The sequence below is a fragment of the Aeromonas sp. 2MA4 genome (assembly GCF_029237305.1).
Taxonomy (GTDB): domain Bacteria; phylum Pseudomonadota; class Gammaproteobacteria; order Enterobacterales; family Aeromonadaceae; genus Aeromonas; species Aeromonas salmonicida.
In genome coordinates, this window is record NZ_JAACFY010000012.1 from 17,181 (window position 1) to 35,829 (window position 18,649).

The window sequence follows — 18,649 nt, forward strand, 5'->3', positions numbered from 1 at the left end:
ATTGAGACTGCTATTCTGGAAGGGCGCCAGATATAGTGGTAGCCGACAACTGGCTATATTTCATATTGGATTACGTTATGGCTATGACCCTGGATGACTTGCAATTACTACTGGATGTGGTCAATCGCGGCAGCTTCAGCAAGGCGGCAGCCATTCGTGGCTGGTCGCAACCCATGGTCAGCCAGCGGATCGCCGTACTGGAGCAGGCGCTGGGGCAGCCCCTGTTTCGCCGCCACAGACGTGGGGCCACGCCCACTCCGGCTTGCGAGCAGTTTTTGCCTGCGGCGGCAGCCGCCCTGAGTGCACTGGAAGGGGGTCGCCTGGCGATGCAGGGAGCACCGGCCCTGCCACGCATCAAGCTCTCCTGCCTGCCCTCCCTGACCACGGTAGTGTTTGGCCCCCTGCTGCTGGCATTGGTAGACGAAGCGTTCGAGATCCGCTGCAACACAGATCACTCAGGCATCATAATGCAGGAACTGCTGACCGGGGAAACCGACGTCGGCTTCATCCTCAAGTGCCCCGCCATAGCCGGTATCCAGCTCGAACTGCTCTACCGTTCCCCCATCATAGCGGTGGCCTGCGCCACCCATCCGCTGGCGGGAAAACAAGGTTTGACCCTGCAAGATATCGCCAACGAGCGGCTGGCTCCCCAGCAGTGGGGCATCGGCTGTGACGAGCTGATCCTGCAACTGCGGCTGCTGCGTCAGGTAACGAGCCCGCTGCACGCCATTCAGCCCGCCAGCGCGGCGCGGGAACTGGCGCTGGAGCACGGCTTCATCACACTGATGCCGGCACTCGCCATCAGCCGGGATCTGGAGTTTGGCCGCCTGGTCCAGCTGGATGTGGTAGACCTGCCGCCGGATCACTGGGATGTCATGATGGCCTGGCGTAGCGGCAAGCGGCCCAATCCAGCCAAGGAGCGGGTACTGGAGGCAGCCAGAACCCTTGCCCGGCACTGGTCAGGCAAATCTGCATAAAAAAGCGCCGGACAAGTCCGGCGCCAAACGCTAAGTCACATCAACCAAGGATCAGTAGGTCGCCTTGAGGGTCACCCCGGAGAAGGCGCTGAAGCCGCTCAGCTGCACATACCAGGTACCCGCCTGGGGCGAGTTCAGGGTGCAGGTCTCGGTATTGCCAATCTTGTAGGGGCGGCAATCATAGCTGGTGCTGGTCGGAGCCGAACCAAACTTGACGTAGAGATCCGCATCACCTGTGCCACCACTGCTGGCGACCACCAGCTGGCTCTTGCCGGCCGGCACATCGATAGTGAAGTTCACCTTGCCACCCTTGGCGGCGGAGAGCCCGCTCACGGGGACCCCGTTTTGCAGCACGCTGCCGGGGGGGGGCGTGGTACCACAGGAGGCATTGACCCCGACAGTAGTAAAGGCTGCCGCCACGTCAGTCAGGCTGTAGCCCAGGTCGGTGGCCGCCCTGGTCACGCCACAAGCGCCTTGATCGAAGGTAGTATTGGCGCCCCAGTAAAGCCGGTTGGCCAGCACAAACACTTCGAATGCCTTGCGGGTGTTCCAGCCACTGGTATTAGCCAGCAGGTAGAAGGCGCGGTTGTAGACACCCGAGCTGTGGTGCACGTCGATGCCATCGTAGTAATCGCTGGCATGACCGATGGAGCGGCCATCCCTGGTCGGATCCTCGAAGTAGCGCAGGGAGCCGTTGCCCTTGAAGATCTGGGCGCCCACCAGCCAGTCATTGCTGCCCTTCATGAAGTTCTCGGCCGCTTCCCCCGCCATGTCGGAGAAAGCTTCGTTGATGCCACCTGACTGACCGGAATAGACCAGCCCCGAGTTCTGTTCGGTAAAACCGTGGCTCACCTCGTGGGCCGCCACGTCCAGGCTCACCAGCGGATAGAAGGTGGTAGCACCATCCCCGAAGGTCATCTGGCTGCCGTCCCAGAAGGCATTCTCATAGTTGCGACTGTAGTGCACCCGCATCTTCAGCTTGAAGTTGAGCGGCGCCGTGTTGTACCAGTTGCGATACATGTTGAACACAACATTGCCGAAGTAGTGGGCATCGTTGAGCGGCGAGTAGGCGCCATTGATCTCCTTGACCGTGTTCTCCGGGCAGGTGAACTGGTGCACGGCGCCACCCGAGGTCGCGTGATTGAGGTTGATGGTATCCACGTTCGGGCTGGTCATGCGGCAGCTGTCATCCACCAGCAGGGGGCCGAAGTCCGCGCCATAGAAGTACTTGCCGGTCTTGATGTTGCCACCCGGGCCTGTGGCATCCTTGTGGTTGATCCCCTCCCAACGCATGAGCTCGGCGCCGCTCTGGGCATCGATCACCACGAAGGGGCGGCTCGGCTCTTCGCTTGCCGCCAGCCAGGAGACCAGATAGACCAGACGGGCCTGACCTGCCTCATCCTGCATCACGAACAGCTTGACCCGCTCGTTGCTGCCCTTGGCCCCGGCACGGGCCTTGCCAGCAGCGTCAGCTGGCGACAGGGCGGCGGTAGGGCTGGCCACGTCGGCATCAATCTGGCGCAACATCTGGCCGGAAACCTGGCTTATCTGCCCACCGAGAGACTGTTCGGCCACCAGCACCTGACCCCAAACCGGAATGCCGCGCCAGGTTTGCTCATAGCGAACCCGCTGCTGGCCATTGGGCAACTTGACTACCCGTACCTGACGAAACTCGCCATCCCCGGCCAGAGCGCTGACACCGGCAGCGCCGCTCGGTGCCCCCTGAATACCCGCGACCTGATGCACTTCTACCTGTTCTGCAGCCAAGGCTGCGCTTCCCCAGCAGGCCAATACCACGGCCAAATACACTTTGTTCATCTCGTCTTTCCTTAGGTCGATGAAGGTTACACGCCGGATCCGTTGCCCGGCGTTCCTACACTAGTTGTCGAGATCAAAATTGCTGCCTGTCATATGTGACAGAGCAGCATGAACCCGCAGCAGGATCTGCTGTTACACCTGTTCAGTAGCGAAAACAAAACCAGAAGTAGTGAATCGCGCTGAAAAAGGGCGGAGAATGGCAAGGCCTCGAACAACCCCGCATATGGGCCCCTCCATATGGGGATAGCGGACGCAAGTGAGAGGATGAAAGTCCTTGGCGAACAAGGGGTTGATTGGCTACATTGGCTGTTTGGCGGCCAGCAAAGGCCTATTTTCGGGTGGGAGGTAAGGATGTTTTCATGGCAACTGGACGACGAGTTGGCACTGCTGTTTTTGCAGCCCGACATGGCCAGCGAACTTTTCGGCCTGTGCCGGGAGAACCGCGACTACCTCACCCAGTGGCTGCCCTGGCCCCCCTACATACAGCAGCCGGCTGACAGCGCCACCTTCATCCGCCACGCCATCGAGAAATTTGCCCGGGGCGAGGGGCTGACCACCGCCATCGAATATCAGGGGGAAGTGGTTGGCGTCATCGGCTACAACCAGATCGATCAGGCGCTGGCCAAGGTCACCATAGGCTACTGGCTGGCGGAGCGCTGGCAGGGCAACGGCATCATCACCCGCGCCTGTCAGGCATTGATCCATCACGCCTTTGAAGAGATGGGAATGGAAAAGGTCGAGATAAGCGCGGCGGTGGAGAACGAGCCGAGCCGGGCTGTGTGCGAACGACTCGGCATGCAGCAGGAGGGGATCACACGGCGGGCCGAGCGGCTGACAGATCGGGTGGTGGATCACGTCCACTACGGCCTGCTGCGCGATGACTGGCTAAGACAACGGGATCACTGATGGTCGCAGGCTGCCCTGCCCCCAGCGGCCGGCACCATGCTCATGAATCCACAGAGGGAACCTTGATGGCACTACCACACCTCAGCACGGCCCGCACCCGAGTCACTGTTCTGCCGCCCGAACGGGCCGACCTGATGCTGGATTTCTATCTGCGCAACCGCGCTCACCTCAGCCCCTGGGAACCCAGCCGTGACGAGAGCTTCTATACCCTGAGTCACTGGCATGGTCGATTGCGCGACAGCTATGGCCAGTTCTTCAACGGCAGCGCCGTCCATCTGGTGGCGCTCGACCCCAAGGGCGAGCAGGTGATCGCCACCTGCAACTTCACCAACATCATGATGGGCATGTTCAAGGCCTGTCACCTCGGGTATGCCGTCGATAAAGCCCATGAGGGTCAGGGTCTGATGCAAGAGGTGGTCGGTGCCGGAATAGCCTATCTGTTTCGGGAACACGGCCTGCACCGCGTCATGGCAAGCTATATGCCAGCCAATCTGCGCAGCGCCGCCCTGCTCGAGCGCCTTGGCTTTGAGCGGGAGGGCTATGCCCGGGACTATCTGATGATCAATGGCCGCTGGGAGGATCATGTTCTCACCGCCCGGCTCAACCCCGCTGTCTAGTGCCATAAAGCGAGCCATATGCCAGTCAATCACCCTGCGCTGCGCCGCTCTGCTCGAGCGCCTTGGCTTTGAGCGGGAGGGCTATGCCCGGGATTACCTGATGATCAATGGCCGCTGGGAGGATCATGTTCTCACCGCCCGGCTCAACCCTGCGGTCTAGCGTCATAAAGCGAGCCATATGCCAGTCAATCACCCTGCGCTGCGCCGCCCTGCTCGAGCGCCTTGGCTTTGAGCGGGAGGGCTATGCCCAGGATTACCTGATGATCAATGGTCGCTGGGAGGACCACATCCTCACTTCGCGTATCAATCCGGCCTGCAATCACGCATAAAAAACGGGCCCAAAGTTACCTTTGGGCCCGTCTTCAGATGAGGTGCAGGCTTAGTTGGCCTTGGCATCGCTCACTGCGGCTTCAGCCTTGGTGGCTACATCAGCAGCAGCTTTCTCAACAGTTGCAGTCGCTTCGGAAGCAGCCTTCTCTACAGTAGCAGTGGCTTCGCTAGCGGCTTTCTCAACAGTTGCAGCAACGTCGGCGGCCGGAGTCGCAGCCGGAGCAGCGGCTTCTTCTTTCTGACCACAGGCGGTCAACATCAGACCCAGGATACCGGCTACCAGTACTTTGTTCATGTGCATACCCTCAAAAAAATATGGAGAGATGGTTCATTCAACCATCACAGTGCGTCCTTTCACCCGGTTAGAAACCCATTAGGCCGGGAGCCAAGAGGCGCGCGAAATATATCCCCATACGCGGCCAATGGAAACGAGTATCACAATGATATTTTCTCGTTAGCTAGATGAAAAGAACTACTACAACGAAAAACATTAACACAAAACACTCACCAAACTGCCGCTTCGTATAATAAACCACCAAGAATGGCACATTCACTGGCAGCAAGTGGTGGTTGCATCTGGCCGAATGATACCCACGACAGAAGTATCAATCAGACAAAACCTGACAAACCAGCCGTTTCCCCTGCTGGTGGCTGTCACGGGCCAGATCCAGCAGCGCCATCACGGCCAATGCCTCGCTGGCCGGGACGGGATTCTCTCCCTCCCCCAGAATGGCAGCACAAACACCGCGATAGTAGGCACCGTAATCCCCTGCCTCACCGACCACTGTCTCTTGCTGCAACTGGCCCTCCCGGATACGGCTGAGCTGACCGGGCTCATCATCCAGACCCCAGTCGGCCGCCGGGGGCCGCTTGCCAAGTTTGAGCTGATCTTCCTGCACGTCCATGCCGAATTTGATGAAGGATCCTTCACTGCCGTGAATGACGAAGCGAGGCATGGTGGCCGACACCAGACAGCTGCCGTGCAATATCACTCTCAATTCGCCATAGCCCAGCGTCACGTGGAAGTAGTCATCGCTCAATGCACCCGGCCGCTGAAGGGCCAAGTCCGCCTGCAACCAGTCGGGCTGGCCAAACAGTTGCAGCGCCTGATCCAGAATATGAGGACCAAGATCGAACCACAGACCCGAGCCGGGGCCGCCAGCTTCGCGCCAGCGCTGGCGCACTTCGGGGCGATAGCGGTCGAAGTGGGATTCGAACTGGGCAATTTGCCCCAGGGCCCCCTCTGCCAGCAGACGGCGCACAGTAAGAAAATCCCCGTCCCAGCGCCGATTGTGGAAGATGCTGAGCAGCCGCTGCTGCTCCCCGGCCAGCTCAACCAGCGCCTTCGCCTCGGCCAGATCCAGCGCGAACGGCTTGTCGATCACCACGTGCTTGCCGGCCAGCAGCGCCTGGCGGGCAATGGGGGCATGGGTGTCGTTGGGGGTGGCGATCACCACCAGATCCACAGCGCTGTCGGCCAACACCTCTTCCAGCGAGCCAACCCGGCAACCGGGCAGATCGGCCTGCACCTTGGCCGCATCGCGGCTCACGACCCAACTGAGGGAGAGGCCCGGAGTACTGGTCAGGAAGGGGGCGTGAAAGGTCTTGCCTGCGAAGCCATAGCCCACCAGGGCGGCGTTGAGAGTCTGGCTCATCCGGTTTTCTCCACGGGTCTGTGTGTCATGAGAGTCAGGCGAGATGTCGCCTGCAAAAAGAACAGGGGGCTCATGGCCCCCTGAGTGTGCCCATCAGAGCACAGGATTTATTGCAAACACAAGCGCCGGCCCTGACGAGTCAGCAGCAACAGCAATGGCGGCAACAGCAGCCACATGTGCAGCGCCAGCTGGTTGAGCGGATCCGGCATCAACCAGCCCGTGATCCCAACCAGTGCGCCGGAGCCACTCATCTGGAACAGGCCGAGCAGGGCCGCTGCCGTACCGGCACAGTGGCCGAACGGTGCCAGTGCCATGCCGGCCGCGGCCCCCAGCACCATGGCAAAACCGATGCTGGAGAAGAACACGGGCCCCATCATGGCCAGCGGGTGGTCGATATGCTGCACCAGGGTCAGCGCCATGGCTGACAGTGTGATCACCAGCAGACCGATGCGCAGTGTGCGTCTCGGCCCGACTCTGGCGATGAAACGGGGCGCCAGGAAGCAGGCGAGGATGTTCAGCGCCGCATTGGCCGTGAACCAGTAGCTGAAACCACTCATGTCCAGCCCCAGTTTCACCATCAACTGCACAGGGGCGGCCGTGACATAGGCCAGGATCACCGCCATCGCCAACATGCACAGACAGGCGTTGAACAGGAAGCTGGGAGAGCGCAGCACAGGGCTGTAGCGGGACCAGCTGATGAGCGGACCACTGCTGCTGGTCTCGCCCGGGCGGGTCTCCGGCATCCGCCACAGCAGCCAGCTGCCGACGATGGCCGCGTAACCTGCCATGAACCAGAAGTTGGCAGACCAGCCTGCCTTGGCGGTGAGCCAGCCCCCCAGCAGCGGCGCCAGCGCCGGAATGAAGCAGATGGCGCCATTGAGATAGGAGATCATCTGGCCGCTCTTCTTGGGACCATAGCTGTCACGCACCACAGAAAAAGCGGCGACCGAGGTGGCACAGGCGCCGAAGCCTTGTAGCACCCGCGCCAGCATCAGCTCACCCAGGCTGGCGGCAAAGCCAGCCGCCAGGGCGCTCAGGCCATAGAGCAGCACACCGCCCAGGGCGATGGGCTTGCGGCCATAACGGTCTGCGAGCGGCCCCACCAGCAGCTGACCCAGCCCCATGCTGAACAGAAACCAGGTGATGGTACCCTGCATCAGTGTCACTTCGGCACCTAGCTGCTCGGCCATCTGCGGAATGGCGGGCAGGTAGATGTCGATGGCCAGCGGACTGAACAGCACCAGTAGTACAAGCAGAAGAATCAATGGCATCAGTCACCTCATGGCTTACGGAAAATCGATTGGGGCGCGAGTCTACTGACTCACAGTAATGAATTGAAATGGTATTTAATCACTTTGGTTATTCCTATACGGAAACATGTATGTTATTCGCACCTCCACCAGGGTCAAGGTAGCGGCAAGCCTCGGAAGTATTGAGGGCAATTGGCGCTTTTACTCAAGGCGTGCCCCGCATAGAATGCGCAGATTATTTTTGCGGAGGTGCTCGATGAACAAGCTTGTCCTGGCAACAGGGAACCAGAAAAAGGTGAAGGAATTGGCCACCATGCTGGCCGATATGAAGATCCAGGTGATCCCACAAAGCGAGTTTGCTGTGCCTGATGCCGACGAGACCGGCACCACCTTCGTCGAGAATGCCATCATCAAGGCCCGTCACGCCGCCCGCATCACAGGTCTGCCCGCCGTCGCCGACGACTCGGGACTGGAAGTAGATCTGCTGCACGGTCGCCCCGGCGTCTACTCCGCCCGCTTTGCAGGCGCCGGTGCCAGCGACAAGGAGAACATCGACAAGCTGCTGGCCGAGCTCAAGGGTGCCCCCGACTATCTCAAGAGTGCCCGCTTCTGGTGCGTGCTGGTCTACATGCGTCACGCCGACGATCCCACCCCCATCATCTGCCAGGCAAGCTGGGAGGGGATGATCATCGACGAGCCCCGCGGCCAGCACGGCTTTGGCTATGATCCCGTGTTCTTTGTCCCCGACCATGACTGCACCTCGGCCCAGATGCCGAGCGAGCTGAAAAACCAGCTGAGTCATCGCGGCCAGGCGCTGGCCAAGCTGAAAGCCGCTCTGGCTGCGACTCACTGAGTTCGCCGCCTCTCGCCAATCAAGCATTGTCATCTACAATGGGGGCCGTCAGCCCCCGTTTTTATTTTTGATTATTGGAAGCCCCATGCTGCAACTGCCGCCCCTCTCCCTCTATATCCATGTGCCCTGGTGCGTCCAGAAGTGCCCCTACTGCGACTTCAACTCCCACGCCCAGAAAGGGGAGCTGCCCCACCTCGAGTATGTGGCCGCTCTGCTGGAGGATCTGGATCTGGATCTGAGGTGGGCCCAGGGGCGTCCGCTCTCCTCCATCTTTATCGGCGGTGGCACCCCCAGCCTGCTGACTGTAGAGGCCATGCAGACCCTGCTGGACGGGGTGCGCGCCCGCATCCCCCTGACGCCGGATTGCGAGATCACCATGGAGGCCAACCCGGGCACTGTGGAGGCGGACAAGTTCGCCGGCTTCAAGCAGGCAGGCATCAACCGCATCTCCATCGGGGTGCAGAGCTTCCAGCAAGAAAAATTGACCCGGCTCGGTCGCATCCACGGCCCCGAAGAGGCTCGCAAGGCCGCAGCGCTGGCCCACGCCATCGCGCTTCCCACCTTCAACCTGGACCTGATGCACGGCCTGCCGGATCAGAGCCTGGACGACGCCCTCTATGATCTGCAGCAGGCCATCGACTGCGCGCCGCCGCATCTCTCCTGGTATCAGCTCACCATAGAGCCGAACACGGCCTTTGCCTCCAAGCCGCCACGGCTGCCGGAGGATGACACTCTGTGGGACATCTACGAGCAGGGACACGCCATGCTCACCGCCCGGGGCTATCAGCAGTACGAGATCTCGGCCTATGCCAAAGCGGGCTACCAGTGCCGTCACAACCTCAACTACTGGCGCTTCGGCGATTATCTCGGGATAGGTTGCGGCGCCCACGGCAAGATGACGGACCTTGCCAGCGGCCAGATACTGCGCAGCGCCAAGGTGAAGCACCCGAAAGGCTATCTGGATCCCGCCCGCCCCTACCTGGACAAGCAGTGGCAGGTGACCGAGGACGAACTGCCGCTGGAGTACTTCATGAACCGGTTCAGATTATTCGAGCCGGCCCCCAAGGCGGAGTTCGAGGCTTACACCGGCTTGGGCCTGGAGCGGGTGGAGACTATGCTCGCGATTGCCCAGACCAAGGAGCTGATCGAAGACCTGGGGGATTGCTGGCAGCTCACCGCCCTCGGCCATCGCTACCTGAATGTGCTGCTGGAACTCTTTATGGACGAGTAAAAACTTGTTCACGATCTTGCTGCGAAACCGTGATCAAGGCTCATGCGCTGCTCGGAATCCTCACGTATGCCTATACGCTCCGGTTCCTGCGCTGCTCTTCACCTTGTTGACCGTTTCTCGCGACAGGTCGTGAGCCAAGTATTGGCGAGCCGTTTTCTCCATAAAACAATCAGGGCGCCATTGGCGCCCTGATTGTTTTGAATCCTGCCGATGGCAGAAACCCGCTCAGCAGCAGATGCGGCTCATCTGCTGTTGGCCGGGCTCCCACCGCTTGCCATATTTGGCCTTGCGCTGGTAACTCCCCTTGCCCTTCTTGTTTTGCTCGACCCGGCTGCGAAACAGCGGATCCGTGAGCAGGGCTTGCAAGTGGTTATCCTTTATCTCCCCGCGCCTGTGGGCATAGCCTGCCTGAGCGACGATATCCTGCACGATGACGGGCTCATCAACCCTTCTCTTGGCCATAGTGGCTCCTTCTCTTCTCTCTCGTTATTGGCTGGATGGCGGTTTTCTCTGCAGGCCCTGTGGCCCAGGTCAAAAACGCAGCGATTTTGTCACCAAATCGCCGCCGTCACAATGGCATCCTGGCAAACTGCTCAGCCCTTTTGCTCTCGCTGGTAACTCACCTGAACAATCCCGCTTGGCAGCGTCTTCACCTGAGCTGGATGCCAATGACTCACCGGGATATCAGCCCCGAACAGCGGAATGCCTTTGCCAAGCAGCACCGGGACGCTGGACAGGGTCAGCGTATCGACCAGGCCGGCCTGCAGAGCCTGGCGCACCAGGTTGCCGCCATCCAGATAGACATGACGGGCCCCTTCATCCCACAGCCCGGCCAGTACCTGCCTCAGTTCACCACTGACAAATTGTTCCTGATAGCGAGGCTCGACGGGATTATGCGTCATCACCCTGACTCTCAATCCGTCATAGGGCCAGACGCCGAACCCCATGATGGCATCATAGGTATTGCGCCCCATCAGCAGCGTATCGCTGTGTTCCATCAGCGCATTGAACCCGGTTTCATCGGGGGGATCGGAAGAATAAGGCGTCAACCAGTCGAGCGAGTGGGCCTCCCCCGCGATGAAGCCATCAAGGGAAATAGCCAGGAAGACGGTGACTTCGGGTCTTGTCATCATGATGTTTGCCTCTGTGCGCAAACGGCTGATACGGCGCTATCTGGATGCTCGCCACCAGCAACCGCTGTCGGGTCAATGGGTTTATTCATGAGCGTGGGCATGATGCTCATGCTGGGCGGGAGCGCCGGATTCGAGCACCTCCAGGATGGCACAGTGCTCCGCCGAGCGCGGACCGCCGCAGCAGATGTTAGAGAGCTCGCGCAGGTTTTCGCGAAAGCGGGTCAGCTCCACGATTTTCTGCTCCACCTGGGCCAGCTTGGTGTCGGCCACCGCCTTCACCTCCTGACAGGTCACCTTGGCCTTGTGGGTGTCGAGATCGAGCAGCTCACCTATGTCGGCAAGGGAGAAGCCCACCGACTTGGCACGAATGATGAACTCCAGTCGCCGCCTGTCCTGCTCGCCGTAGAGGCGGTAGCCGGACTCGTTGCGGATCCCCGGCGAGATGAGGCCGTTCTTCTCGTAAAAGCGCAGGGTATCCGCCTTTACCCCGCACGCCTTGGCCAGTTCACCGATCCGATACATGCCCTGTCTCCCTTCTGGTTTGCCACTCGAAAAAACCGGAACCTACTATCGCCCCTTTGCCCCTTGATTGCCAGCCAAGGGCAGGAAAGGGGCAAGCAAAAGGTGAGTCCGCCGCTTTTTTTCATCAAAACACTGAAAAGACAAACGTTTCACAAAAAACAACCAGAAAACGTTTAACACCGCACCAGACAAGGCTTTGTCACTTTAAAAAATCCACCACAGGTCACATTTTTTGTGTAGAATACGCGCCCACAAGAGAGCGTCGCGTCAAGCGGGCATTTCCTAAAACGCTTTTGCCAGAAACGGGTCTTTCAGGCGAGAGTGGTTTGCGAAATCCCCCACTTACATTTATTTGGGGACTCTCTGTGTTTGGTGCGACCCAGTGCGCTTGCCTGCCATAGAAGTTCCCGCATGCTGAGGACGATAGTGTGATGGAACAAGCTCGACCCATTCGCCGTGCACTGCTGAGTGTGTCTGACAAGACTGGCATCCTGGAATTTGCCAAGGCACTCAACGAACGTGGCGTGGCCCTGCTCTCCACTGGCGGCACCGCCAAGCTGCTCGGCGACGCGGGTCTGCCGGTGACCGAGGTCTCCGACTACACGGGTTTCCCTGAAATGATGGATGGTCGGGTCAAGACCCTGCATCCCAAGGTTCATGGCGGCATTCTCGGCCGTCGGGATCAGGATGACGCCATCATGGCCCAGCACAATATCTCCCCCATCGACATGGTTGTCGTCAACCTCTACCCCTTTGCCGCTACCGTGGCCAAAGCCGGTTGTACCCTGGCCGATGCAGTCGAAAACATCGACATCGGCGGCCCGACCATGGTGCGCTCCGCCGCCAAGAACCACAAAGACGTGGCAATCGTGGTCAAGGCAGCCGACTACGCACGCGTGATCGCCGAGATGGATGCCAACGGCAACAGCCTGAAACTGGCTACCCGTTTTGACCTTGCCATCGCCGCCTTCGAGCACACTGCCGCCTACGACGGCATGATCGCCAACTACTTCGGTACCCTTGTTCCTAGTTATGGGGTGCCCTCTTATGGCGACAACAAGGAGGGTGATGCCGAGTCCCGTTTCCCGCGCACCTTCAACAGCCAGTTCATCAAGAAGCAGGACATGCGCTACGGCGAGAACAGCCATCAGGCTGCCGCCTTCTATGCCGAGGAGCATGCCACCCCGGGTTCTGTCGCAAGCAGCCAACAGTTGCAGGGCAAGGCGCTCTCCTACAACAACATCGCCGATACCGACGCGGCGCTGGAGTGCGTGAAAGAGTTCAGTGAGCCCGCCTGCGTTATCGTCAAGCACGCCAACCCCTGCGGCGTGGCCATCGGCGATGACCTGCTGACTGCCTACGATCGCGCCTACCAGACCGACCCCACTTCCGCCTTTGGCGGCATCATCGCCTTCAACCGCGAACTGGATGGGGCCACCGCCGCCGCCATAGTCGCGCGCCAGTTCGTGGAAGTGATCATTGCCCCGAGCGTGAGCCAGGAGGCTCGCGATGTGGTCGCCGCCAAGCAGAACGTTCGTCTGCTCGAGTGTGGCCAGTGGACTGCACCGGCCCAGGGGTTTGACCTCAAACGGGTCAACGGCGGCCTGCTGGTACAAGAGCGGGATCTCGGCATGGTGACCCAGGGCGACCTGAAAGTGGTCAGCAAGCGCCAGCCAACCGAAGCCGAACTGAAAGATCTGCTGTTCTGCTGGAAAGTGGCCAAGTTCGTCAAATCCAACGCCATCGTCTACGCCAAAGAGGGCCAGACCATAGGCGTCGGCGCCGGCCAGATGAGCCGGGTCTACTCCGCCAAGATCGCCGGTATCAAAGCCGAGGATGAAGGGCTGACAGTAGCGGGCTCCGTCATGGCGTCCGATGCCTTCTTCCCGTTCCGTGACGGCATCGATGCCGCAGCGGCCGCCGGTATCGCCTGCGTCATCCAGCCAGGTGGCTCGATGCGCGATCAGGAAGTGATCGACGCCGCCGACGAACATGGCATGACAATGGTGTTCACCAACATGCGCCATTTCCGTCACTGATGGGTCTGGGTCGCCGCTGGCGACCCTTTTGTTGTCTCTTTTCAACTGACTATTTTCAACCGGCGATGCGCCATCTGCGGGCCGAGCCGGTTACCACAAATAGAAGCGAGCGATACGATGAAAGTACTGATCATTGGCAACGGCGGTCGTGAACACGCCCTGGCCTGGAAGGCCAAACACTCTCCACTGGTGCACCACGTCTTCGTCGCACCTGGCAATGCGGGCACCCAGCTGGAACCTGGCGTCGAGAACGTCGCCATCGAGGCGACCGACATCGAGGGGCTGCTGGCCTTTGCCAAAGAGAAACAGGTCGGTCTCACCATAGTCGGGCCTGAAGCCCCGCTGGTGAAGGGGGTGGTCGACGCCTTCCGCGCCGCCGGTCAGCCCATCTTTGGCCCAACCGCCGCCGCCGCCCAGCTGGAAGGCTCCAAGGCCTTCACCAAGGATTTCCTGGCTCGTCACGCCATTCCGACCGCCGACTACCAGAACTTCACCGAGGTGGAACCTGCGCTCGCCTATCTGCGTGAAAAGGGGGCTCCCATCGTCATCAAGGCCGATGGTCTGGCGGCAGGCAAGGGCGTGATCGTCGCCATGACCCTGCAAGAAGCGGAAGACGCCGTGCGTGACATGCTCTCCGGCAATGCATTCGGCGATGCCGGTGCCCGTGTGGTGATCGAAGAGTTTCTGGACGGGGAAGAAGCGAGCTTCATCGTCATGGTGGATGGCGAACATGTGCTGCCCATGGCCACCAGTCAGGATCACAAGCGGGTCGGCGATGGCGACACTGGCCCCAACACCGGCGGCATGGGCGCTTACTCCCCCGCCCCCGTGGTCACCGATGCGGTGCACAAGAAGGTGATGGAGCAGGTGATCATGCCAACCGTGCGTGGCATGGCGGCCGAAGGCAATGTCTACACCGGCTTCCTCTACGCCGGCTTGATGATCGATGACCAGGGCAACCCCAAGGTGATCGAGTTCAACTGCCGCTTCGGCGACCCCGAGACCCAGCCCATCATGCTGCGGATGCAGTCCGATCTGGTGGAGCTCTGCCTGGCCGCCTGCGAAGGCAAGCTGGATCAGAAAGAGGCCATCTATGATCCTCGCGCCGCCATCGGTGTTGTGCTGGCTGCGGGTGGATATCCTGGTGACTACAGCAGCAATCACCCCATCAGCGGCTTGCCGGTGGATGAAGTGGCCGGTGAGAAGGTGTTCCATGCTGGGACCCGACTGGAAGGGGATACCAGCCTGACCCAGGGTGGCCGCGTGCTGTGCGCCACCGCGCTGGGCTACACGGTTGCCGAGGCGCAGCAACGCGCCTATCAGCTGGCTGGTCGCATCAAGTGGGATGGCATCTTCTACCGCAAGGACATCGGCTGGCGTGCCATAGAGCGCGAGCGGGAACAGTAATTCCCGCCTTCGCCACCATCATGATCATCAGGGCCTGCGGGCCCTTTTTGCTGTACGGCACCGCCCGATTACCAGCAACGGGATTGTGATGTCACTATTCCTCCCCTCGCCAACGTCCATCACCTGACAAACCTGGTGTCATTCGGCGTGCTACATGTGATCAGCACAATGGACACACTTGGTCACAATTGGTCGTACTTTCTTCATACAATTGCCCAATCTTCATGGCATCATGTTAAATTAACCGTACTCAAAAGAGTGCCATAAGAAACCGCAATGTCGTCCAATAAGGAAATTCCATGTTGAAAACTGTTCGCCCCCTGTTGCTGCCCCTGATGTTTGGCCTGATGACCCTGCCTGCCATGGCGGGTGATCTGGAACAGCCGATGAAGAAGATCGGCTTCAACTACAAGCAGGCTGTCAAAGCTGACGATGCAGCCACCATGGAGAAGCACATCAACGAGATGAAGGCTCAGCTCGACGTCGCCAAGCAGAAGAACATGCCAACCGCCAAGAAAGAGAAGTTCCTGGAAGGCATGAACGAGGTGCAGAGCGAGCTGGATGCCAGCCTGGCCGCCCTCAAGGCAGGTGACGAGGCCAAGGCGCGCGAGCACCTGGCCAAGGTCAATGACCTGAAGAAGGAGTACCACAAATATGCCAAGCAAAAAGGCTGATCCCTTTCACTGGGATAGTCTGGTCCGCCTCACCCATTGGGGTGTGGCGGCTGCCTGTGTCGGCAATCTCTGGCTCAACGAAGCCGGGGAGGAGTGGCATGAATGGCTGGGGTTCGCAGCCATGGCACTGATTGTCCTGCGCCTGCTGTGGGGACTCTCGTTCGCCAAAGAGCATGCCCGGTTGCGATCCCTGATCCCGAGCCGGGAAGATTTTCGCCAGCAGGCCGTGGAGCTGCGGGAACGTGCTCCGGCCGCCCCCGGTCATCATGGCAGCGGCAAACTGGCGGTATGGGCGCTCTGGCTGACCGTACTGGCCACCGCAGGTAGCGGCTGGTTCCAGAACACGGAGACGGGGTTTGAGCTGGGTGCCGATGACTGGCACGTCTGGTGTACCTGGGTGCTGCAGGGGCTGATTGCTCTGCACCTGACGGCCCTGGCGTTCACCTCCTGGCGTCAGCGCAGCAACCTGGTGGCTCGCATGTTGCCGATGCGCCAGCGGACCGCAACAGTCCGGCAAGAGCCGCACTCTTGACCCAGACGGGCATCCTCCCCGGGTGCCCGTATCCCGACACCATTTAGATGCGGCCATGCTGCATCGGCATACTCGAACCTGCATACCCAGTCATCCTTCCCCTGCTTAACGCCAGCGTCGATACCGGATGATTCCAACGCTGGAAAGCCTCATACCTTGTCATCGATAACCGTTCAAACAGGCATGAAAGCATTTTCATTCACAATTATTAACTAAATAAAATTGTTTGATTTTCAACCAGATCGATTTTATTGATGCTACTGAGCCGAACGAGGATTGTTCGTTGTCCGTTCGACATTCAGACAGTGATACATCAATAACAGCAAAATCGAAGGGAAAATCGTCATGCACAACACACTGTTTCGAACTGCCATGCTCACTGCGGTGCTGAGTTCATTCAGCCACACTGCCGCCGCCACCGCGAGCGCGGTCACGGTGGCGGCGGCATGCTCACTTTCATGAACGGTGCCCGCTATGAGCTGGCCAACGTCTTCATGATGGCCTGGCCCTATGGCTGGAAACAGGTAATGTCGGGATATCGCTTCGAGAACATGGGTACCTACGAAACCGACAAGGGCGCCCCTGGCAGCACACCTTGCTCCGATACCCAGTGGAACTGTGAACAACGCCGTCCACAGATCATGAACATGGCCATGTTCCACAACCAGACCAAGGATCTGCCGGTCAACAACTGGTGGGATAACGGCAACAACCAGATTGCCTTCGGTCGGGGTGACAAAGGTTTCGTCGCCATCAACAACGAAAGCGGCAACCTGATAGCCTCGATCCAGACCGGACTGCCCGCTGGCGAGTACTGCAACATCCTGAGTGGCAATGATTACTGCAGCAGCACCTACATCAAGGTCGACGGCAGCGGCAAGGCCAGCCTGAACCTCGTCGGCATGAAGGCCGCCGCCATCCTGGCCGGCTGTACCAAGGCAGCCCCTTGCGGTGGCGTCATTCCGGGTAACCGATTCAGTAGCCTGAACCTGCGCGGTACCCATAATGCCTGGGGCAACACGGCAATGCAGGTGGACGCCAACCGCATCTGGTCGGCCATCGTCAACTTCACCGGCGCCGGTGACACCAGCGGTGCACAGAGCTTCAAGTTCGATGTGTTTGGCAACTGGACCGAGAACTACGGTGACAACGAAGGAGACGGCATTGCCGACAAGGGCAGCAGCAAGGATATCTACTTCGATGGTGCAGGCCAGTATCGCATCGCCCTCAAGGAGAGCGATCTCAGCTACACGGTCACTGCGTTGAACAATAACCTGGCGCCAGTTGCCGTCATCTCGCCCAAAAACCCCAGCGTCAAGCTGGGTGAGAACCTGGTGTTTGACGCCTCAGGCTCCACCGATGATGCCGGTGTTGCGAGTTACAGCTGGTCCACCGGTGGCAGCGGCAAGACAGAGACTGTCCAGTTCGATACCCTGGGTTCCCGCACAGTGACAGTCACTGTCACCGATACAGAAGGGCTGACAGCCAGTGCCAGCGCGACAGTGAACGTGACCGACGGCAGTGGCGCCTACACCAGCGAGCTGCCGACCCTGCACTTTCGCGGTACCCCGAACGGCTGGGGTGTTCTTGCCATGACCCTGGTCGCCGACAATCAGTGGGAAGCACGAGTCACCTTCGATGGCCAGACCAACCAGCGCTTCAAGTTCGATGTAAAGGGTGACTGGAGCCAGAACTACGGGGATACCAACAAGGATGGCGTCGCCGAGCTGACCGGTGCAGACATCACTACCCCGGTGGTGGGAGCCTATGTGGTCCGCTTCAACGATCAAACCCTGACCTACAGCCTGAACGCCCAGTAAACCCCGAGGGGTTGCGACGCTTTCAAGTTGCAACCAACCAGCAGGGCCTCCTTCCCATCCGGGCAGGAGGCCCTGCTCATGTGGGGCCATCTCAACTGCCCCTTGCCCCCACACGATAGCGCGCCCTCTGTCATTTCCCGGTCGCCGACTCGCAGGCATACTGAGTCGACATTCCCATGCAGGAGCCCATATGGAACAGCTACAAAATCTGAAAGCCGAGGGACGGATCGAAGAGGCTCGTCAACACGGCCTGCTTCAGCTCGCAGAGCGTCCGCAAGACGCCAAGCTGCATTATGAAGTGGCTGGCCTGCACGATAACCTGGGGCGAGAGGCACAAGCGATCCCCCTCTATCAACGGGCCATCGTACTGGGGCTGGCGGGTGAGGCGCTGCGCGGAGCCTGGCTCGGCCTTGGCAGCTCTTATCGCACCACAGGACAGTACCTGGAGGCGCTGACGGCCTTCGAGCAGGGTCTGGCCTGCTTCCCGAATGCCAATGAGTTCAAGATATTTCACGCCATGGTTTGCTACAACCTGGGGCGCCACAAGGAGGGAATGGAGAGCCTGCTGGCGGTGCTGGCAGAGACGACAACCGCTCCCGATCTGATCCCTTATCGACGCGCCATGGCACTCTACGCCACGGATCTGGATCGGCGATGGTAAGCGCCAGAAACGACAACGCCGCTCATAATGAGCGGCGTTGTCTGGATTTGGTGGCCCCTGCCCGACTTGAACGGGCGACCAATCGATTATGAGTCGACTGCTCTAACCAACTGAGCTAAGGGGCCAGAATGTTGGTTTGCGGCGTGGATTATAGGGGATGTCTGCTAGTCAGTCCATAGGCAGATCAATCACTTGGCGACATTTTGTCCACTCGGCTATCAATA

The 18,649-nt window shown here is 59.8% G+C and carries 18 protein-coding genes, 1 tRNA gene and 2 pseudogenes; 13 read left to right on the plus strand and 8 right to left on the minus strand.

The window, feature by feature from the left end:
* Positions 1 to 77: 77 nt before the first annotated feature.
* Positions 78 to 977: a LysR family transcriptional regulator gene (locus tag GWQ31_RS13125; RefSeq protein ID WP_265421920.1), complete on the plus strand. Its 900-nt coding sequence runs from the start codon at positions 78 to 80 to the stop codon at positions 975 to 977.
* Between the two features lie 51 nt (positions 978 to 1,028).
* On the opposite strand, the gene GWQ31_RS13130 is transcribed toward GWQ31_RS13125, so the two are convergent.
* On the minus strand, positions 1,029 to 2,795 hold the full coding sequence (locus tag GWQ31_RS13130) for a M4 family metallopeptidase (protein WP_275909540.1): 1,767 nt from the start codon (positions 2,793 to 2,795) through the stop codon (positions 1,029 to 1,031).
* Between the two features lie 351 nt (positions 2,796 to 3,146).
* Here GWQ31_RS13130 and GWQ31_RS13135 point away from each other — a divergent pair, with 351 nt between their 5' ends.
* The 4 genes and pseudogenes from GWQ31_RS13135 to GWQ31_RS13150 all read left to right on the plus strand — a co-directional run.
* Positions 3,147 to 3,701 (plus strand): GNAT family protein, encoded by a 555-nt coding sequence (locus tag GWQ31_RS13135; protein ID WP_275909541.1) that lies wholly within the window; start codon positions 3,147 to 3,149, stop codon positions 3,699 to 3,701.
* A gap of 65 nt (positions 3,702 to 3,766) precedes the next feature.
* Positions 3,767 to 4,318, plus strand: a complete 552-nt coding sequence (locus GWQ31_RS13140) for a GNAT family N-acetyltransferase (RefSeq protein WP_275909542.1) — start codon at positions 3,767 to 3,769, stop codon at positions 4,316 to 4,318.
* 46 nt (positions 4,319 to 4,364) lie between these two features.
* Positions 4,365 to 4,478: pseudogene (locus GWQ31_RS13145) on the plus strand (30S ribosomal protein S5 alanine N-acetyltransferase); the annotation flags it as partial.
* A gap of 46 nt (positions 4,479 to 4,524) precedes the next feature.
* Positions 4,525 to 4,647 (plus strand): annotated as a pseudogene (locus GWQ31_RS13150) (30S ribosomal protein S5 alanine N-acetyltransferase); the annotation flags it as partial.
* 50 nt (positions 4,648 to 4,697) lie between these two features.
* Here the strand turns inward: GWQ31_RS13150 and GWQ31_RS13155 are convergent.
* From GWQ31_RS13155 to GWQ31_RS13165, 3 genes are all read right to left on the minus strand, one after another.
* Positions 4,698 to 4,943, minus strand: a complete 246-nt coding sequence (locus GWQ31_RS13155) for a hypothetical protein (protein WP_005318949.1) — start codon at positions 4,941 to 4,943, stop codon at positions 4,698 to 4,700.
* A gap of 310 nt (positions 4,944 to 5,253) precedes the next feature.
* Complete coding sequence (locus GWQ31_RS13160; RefSeq protein ID WP_275909543.1) at positions 5,254 to 6,303, minus strand: oxidoreductase; 1,050 nt, start codon at positions 6,301 to 6,303, stop codon at positions 5,254 to 5,256.
* Positions 6,304 to 6,410: 107 nt separating this feature from the next.
* Positions 6,411 to 7,574: a multidrug effflux MFS transporter gene (locus tag GWQ31_RS13165; RefSeq protein ID WP_021140085.1), complete on the minus strand. Its 1,164-nt coding sequence runs from the start codon at positions 7,572 to 7,574 to the stop codon at positions 6,411 to 6,413.
* A gap of 235 nt (positions 7,575 to 7,809) precedes the next feature.
* On the opposite strand from GWQ31_RS13165, the gene rdgB reads away from it, so the two are divergent.
* A complete protein-coding gene (gene rdgB / locus GWQ31_RS13170; RefSeq protein WP_021140084.1) occupies positions 7,810 to 8,406 on the plus strand; it encodes an RdgB/HAM1 family non-canonical purine NTP pyrophosphatase in 597 nt (198 codons plus the stop codon).
* 85 nt (positions 8,407 to 8,491) lie between these two features.
* On the plus strand, positions 8,492 to 9,637 hold the full coding sequence (gene hemW / locus GWQ31_RS13175; RefSeq protein ID WP_275909544.1) for a radical SAM family heme chaperone HemW: 1,146 nt from the start codon (positions 8,492 to 8,494) through the stop codon (positions 9,635 to 9,637).
* 225 nt (positions 9,638 to 9,862) lie between these two features.
* On the opposite strand, the gene GWQ31_RS13180 is transcribed toward hemW, so the two are convergent.
* The 3 genes from GWQ31_RS13180 to zntR form a co-directional block, all read right to left on the minus strand.
* The gene (locus tag GWQ31_RS13180) at positions 9,863 to 10,099 is read right to left on the minus strand and encodes a ribosome alternative rescue factor ArfA (protein ID WP_265462542.1); all 237 of its coding nucleotides are present in this window, start codon (positions 10,097 to 10,099) and stop codon (positions 9,863 to 9,865) included.
* 131 nt (positions 10,100 to 10,230) lie between these two features.
* The gene (locus GWQ31_RS13185; protein ID WP_265462543.1) at positions 10,231 to 10,770 is read right to left on the minus strand and encodes a dihydrofolate reductase family protein; all 540 of its coding nucleotides are present in this window, start codon (positions 10,768 to 10,770) and stop codon (positions 10,231 to 10,233) included.
* An 81-nt stretch (positions 10,771 to 10,851) separates the two neighbouring features.
* Positions 10,852 to 11,292: a Zn(2+)-responsive transcriptional regulator gene (gene zntR, locus GWQ31_RS13190; RefSeq protein ID WP_059113499.1), complete on the minus strand. Its 441-nt coding sequence runs from the start codon at positions 11,290 to 11,292 to the stop codon at positions 10,852 to 10,854.
* Positions 11,293 to 11,723: 431 nt separating this feature from the next.
* On the opposite strand from zntR, the gene purH reads away from it, so the two are divergent.
* The 6 genes from purH to GWQ31_RS13220 all read left to right on the plus strand — a co-directional run bounded on the left by purH (position 11,724) and on the right by GWQ31_RS13220 (position 18,425).
* Positions 11,724 to 13,331, plus strand: a complete 1,608-nt coding sequence (purH, locus tag GWQ31_RS13195) for a bifunctional phosphoribosylaminoimidazolecarboxamide formyltransferase/IMP cyclohydrolase (RefSeq protein WP_265462544.1) — start codon at positions 11,724 to 11,726, stop codon at positions 13,329 to 13,331.
* Between the two features lie 117 nt (positions 13,332 to 13,448).
* A complete protein-coding gene (gene purD, locus GWQ31_RS13200) occupies positions 13,449 to 14,738 on the plus strand; it encodes a phosphoribosylamine--glycine ligase (protein ID WP_111589073.1) in 1,290 nt (429 codons plus the stop codon).
* A 299-nt stretch (positions 14,739 to 15,037) separates the two neighbouring features.
* The gene (locus GWQ31_RS13205; protein ID WP_005318930.1) at positions 15,038 to 15,412 is read left to right on the plus strand and encodes a cytochrome b562; all 375 of its coding nucleotides are present in this window, start codon (positions 15,038 to 15,040) and stop codon (positions 15,410 to 15,412) included.
* A complete protein-coding gene (locus GWQ31_RS13210) occupies positions 15,393 to 15,944 on the plus strand; it encodes a cytochrome b/b6 domain-containing protein (RefSeq protein WP_275909545.1) in 552 nt (183 codons plus the stop codon). The genes GWQ31_RS13205 and GWQ31_RS13210 overlap by 20 nt, the downstream gene beginning before the upstream one ends.
* A gap of 446 nt (positions 15,945 to 16,390) precedes the next feature.
* Complete coding sequence (locus GWQ31_RS13215; protein WP_275909546.1) at positions 16,391 to 17,764, plus strand: alpha amylase C-terminal domain-containing protein; 1,374 nt, start codon at positions 16,391 to 16,393, stop codon at positions 17,762 to 17,764.
* Positions 17,765 to 17,954: 190 nt separating this feature from the next.
* Positions 17,955 to 18,425, plus strand: coding sequence for a tetratricopeptide repeat protein (locus tag GWQ31_RS13220; protein ID WP_265462547.1), 471 nt, complete (start codon positions 17,955 to 17,957; stop codon positions 18,423 to 18,425).
* A 48-nt stretch (positions 18,426 to 18,473) separates the two neighbouring features.
* Here GWQ31_RS13220 and GWQ31_RS13225 read toward each other — a convergent pair.
* A tRNA-Ile gene (locus GWQ31_RS13225) sits at positions 18,474 to 18,550 on the minus strand.
* Positions 18,551 to 18,649 lie beyond the last annotated feature (99 nt).

Excerpts from the sequence above, each read along its gene's own strand:
- GWQ31_RS13220 (WP_265462547.1), top strand. The coding sequence starts at position 17,955 with ATGGAACAGCTACAAAATCTGAAAGCCGAGGGACGGATCGAAGAGGCT.
- GWQ31_RS13160 (WP_275909543.1), bottom strand. The coding sequence starts at position 6,303 with ATGAGCCAGACTCTCAACGCCGCCCTGGTGGGCTATGGCTTCGCAGGC.
- GWQ31_RS13185 (WP_265462543.1), bottom strand. The coding sequence starts at position 10,770 with ATGATGACAAGACCCGAAGTCACCGTCTTCCTGGCTATTTCCCTTGAT.
- rdgB (WP_021140084.1), top strand. The coding sequence starts at position 7,810 with ATGAACAAGCTTGTCCTGGCAACAGGGAACCAGAAAAAGGTGAAGGAA.
- GWQ31_RS13165 (WP_021140085.1), bottom strand. The coding sequence starts at position 7,574 with ATGCCATTGATTCTTCTGCTTGTACTACTGGTGCTGTTCAGTCCGCTG.
- GWQ31_RS13130 (WP_275909540.1), bottom strand. The coding sequence starts at position 2,795 with ATGAACAAAGTGTATTTGGCCGTGGTATTGGCCTGCTGGGGAAGCGCA.
- purD (WP_111589073.1), top strand. The coding sequence starts at position 13,449 with ATGAAAGTACTGATCATTGGCAACGGCGGTCGTGAACACGCCCTGGCC.
- zntR (WP_059113499.1), bottom strand. The coding sequence starts at position 11,292 with ATGTATCGGATCGGTGAACTGGCCAAGGCGTGCGGGGTAAAGGCGGAT.
- purH (WP_265462544.1), top strand. The coding sequence starts at position 11,724 with ATGGAACAAGCTCGACCCATTCGCCGTGCACTGCTGAGTGTGTCTGAC.
- GWQ31_RS13215 (WP_275909546.1), top strand. The coding sequence starts at position 16,391 with ATGCTCACTTTCATGAACGGTGCCCGCTATGAGCTGGCCAACGTCTTC.
- GWQ31_RS13135 (WP_275909541.1), top strand. The coding sequence starts at position 3,147 with ATGTTTTCATGGCAACTGGACGACGAGTTGGCACTGCTGTTTTTGCAG.
- GWQ31_RS13180 (WP_265462542.1), bottom strand. The coding sequence starts at position 10,099 with ATGGCCAAGAGAAGGGTTGATGAGCCCGTCATCGTGCAGGATATCGTC.
- GWQ31_RS13140 (WP_275909542.1), top strand. The coding sequence starts at position 3,767 with ATGGCACTACCACACCTCAGCACGGCCCGCACCCGAGTCACTGTTCTG.
- GWQ31_RS13205 (WP_005318930.1), top strand. The coding sequence starts at position 15,038 with ATGTTGAAAACTGTTCGCCCCCTGTTGCTGCCCCTGATGTTTGGCCTG.
- GWQ31_RS13210 (WP_275909545.1), top strand. The coding sequence starts at position 15,393 with ATGCCAAGCAAAAAGGCTGATCCCTTTCACTGGGATAGTCTGGTCCGC.
- GWQ31_RS13155 (WP_005318949.1), bottom strand. The coding sequence starts at position 4,943 with ATGAACAAAGTACTGGTAGCCGGTATCCTGGGTCTGATGTTGACCGCC.
- hemW (WP_275909544.1), top strand. The coding sequence starts at position 8,492 with ATGCTGCAACTGCCGCCCCTCTCCCTCTATATCCATGTGCCCTGGTGC.
- GWQ31_RS13125 (WP_265421920.1), top strand. The coding sequence starts at position 78 with ATGGCTATGACCCTGGATGACTTGCAATTACTACTGGATGTGGTCAAT.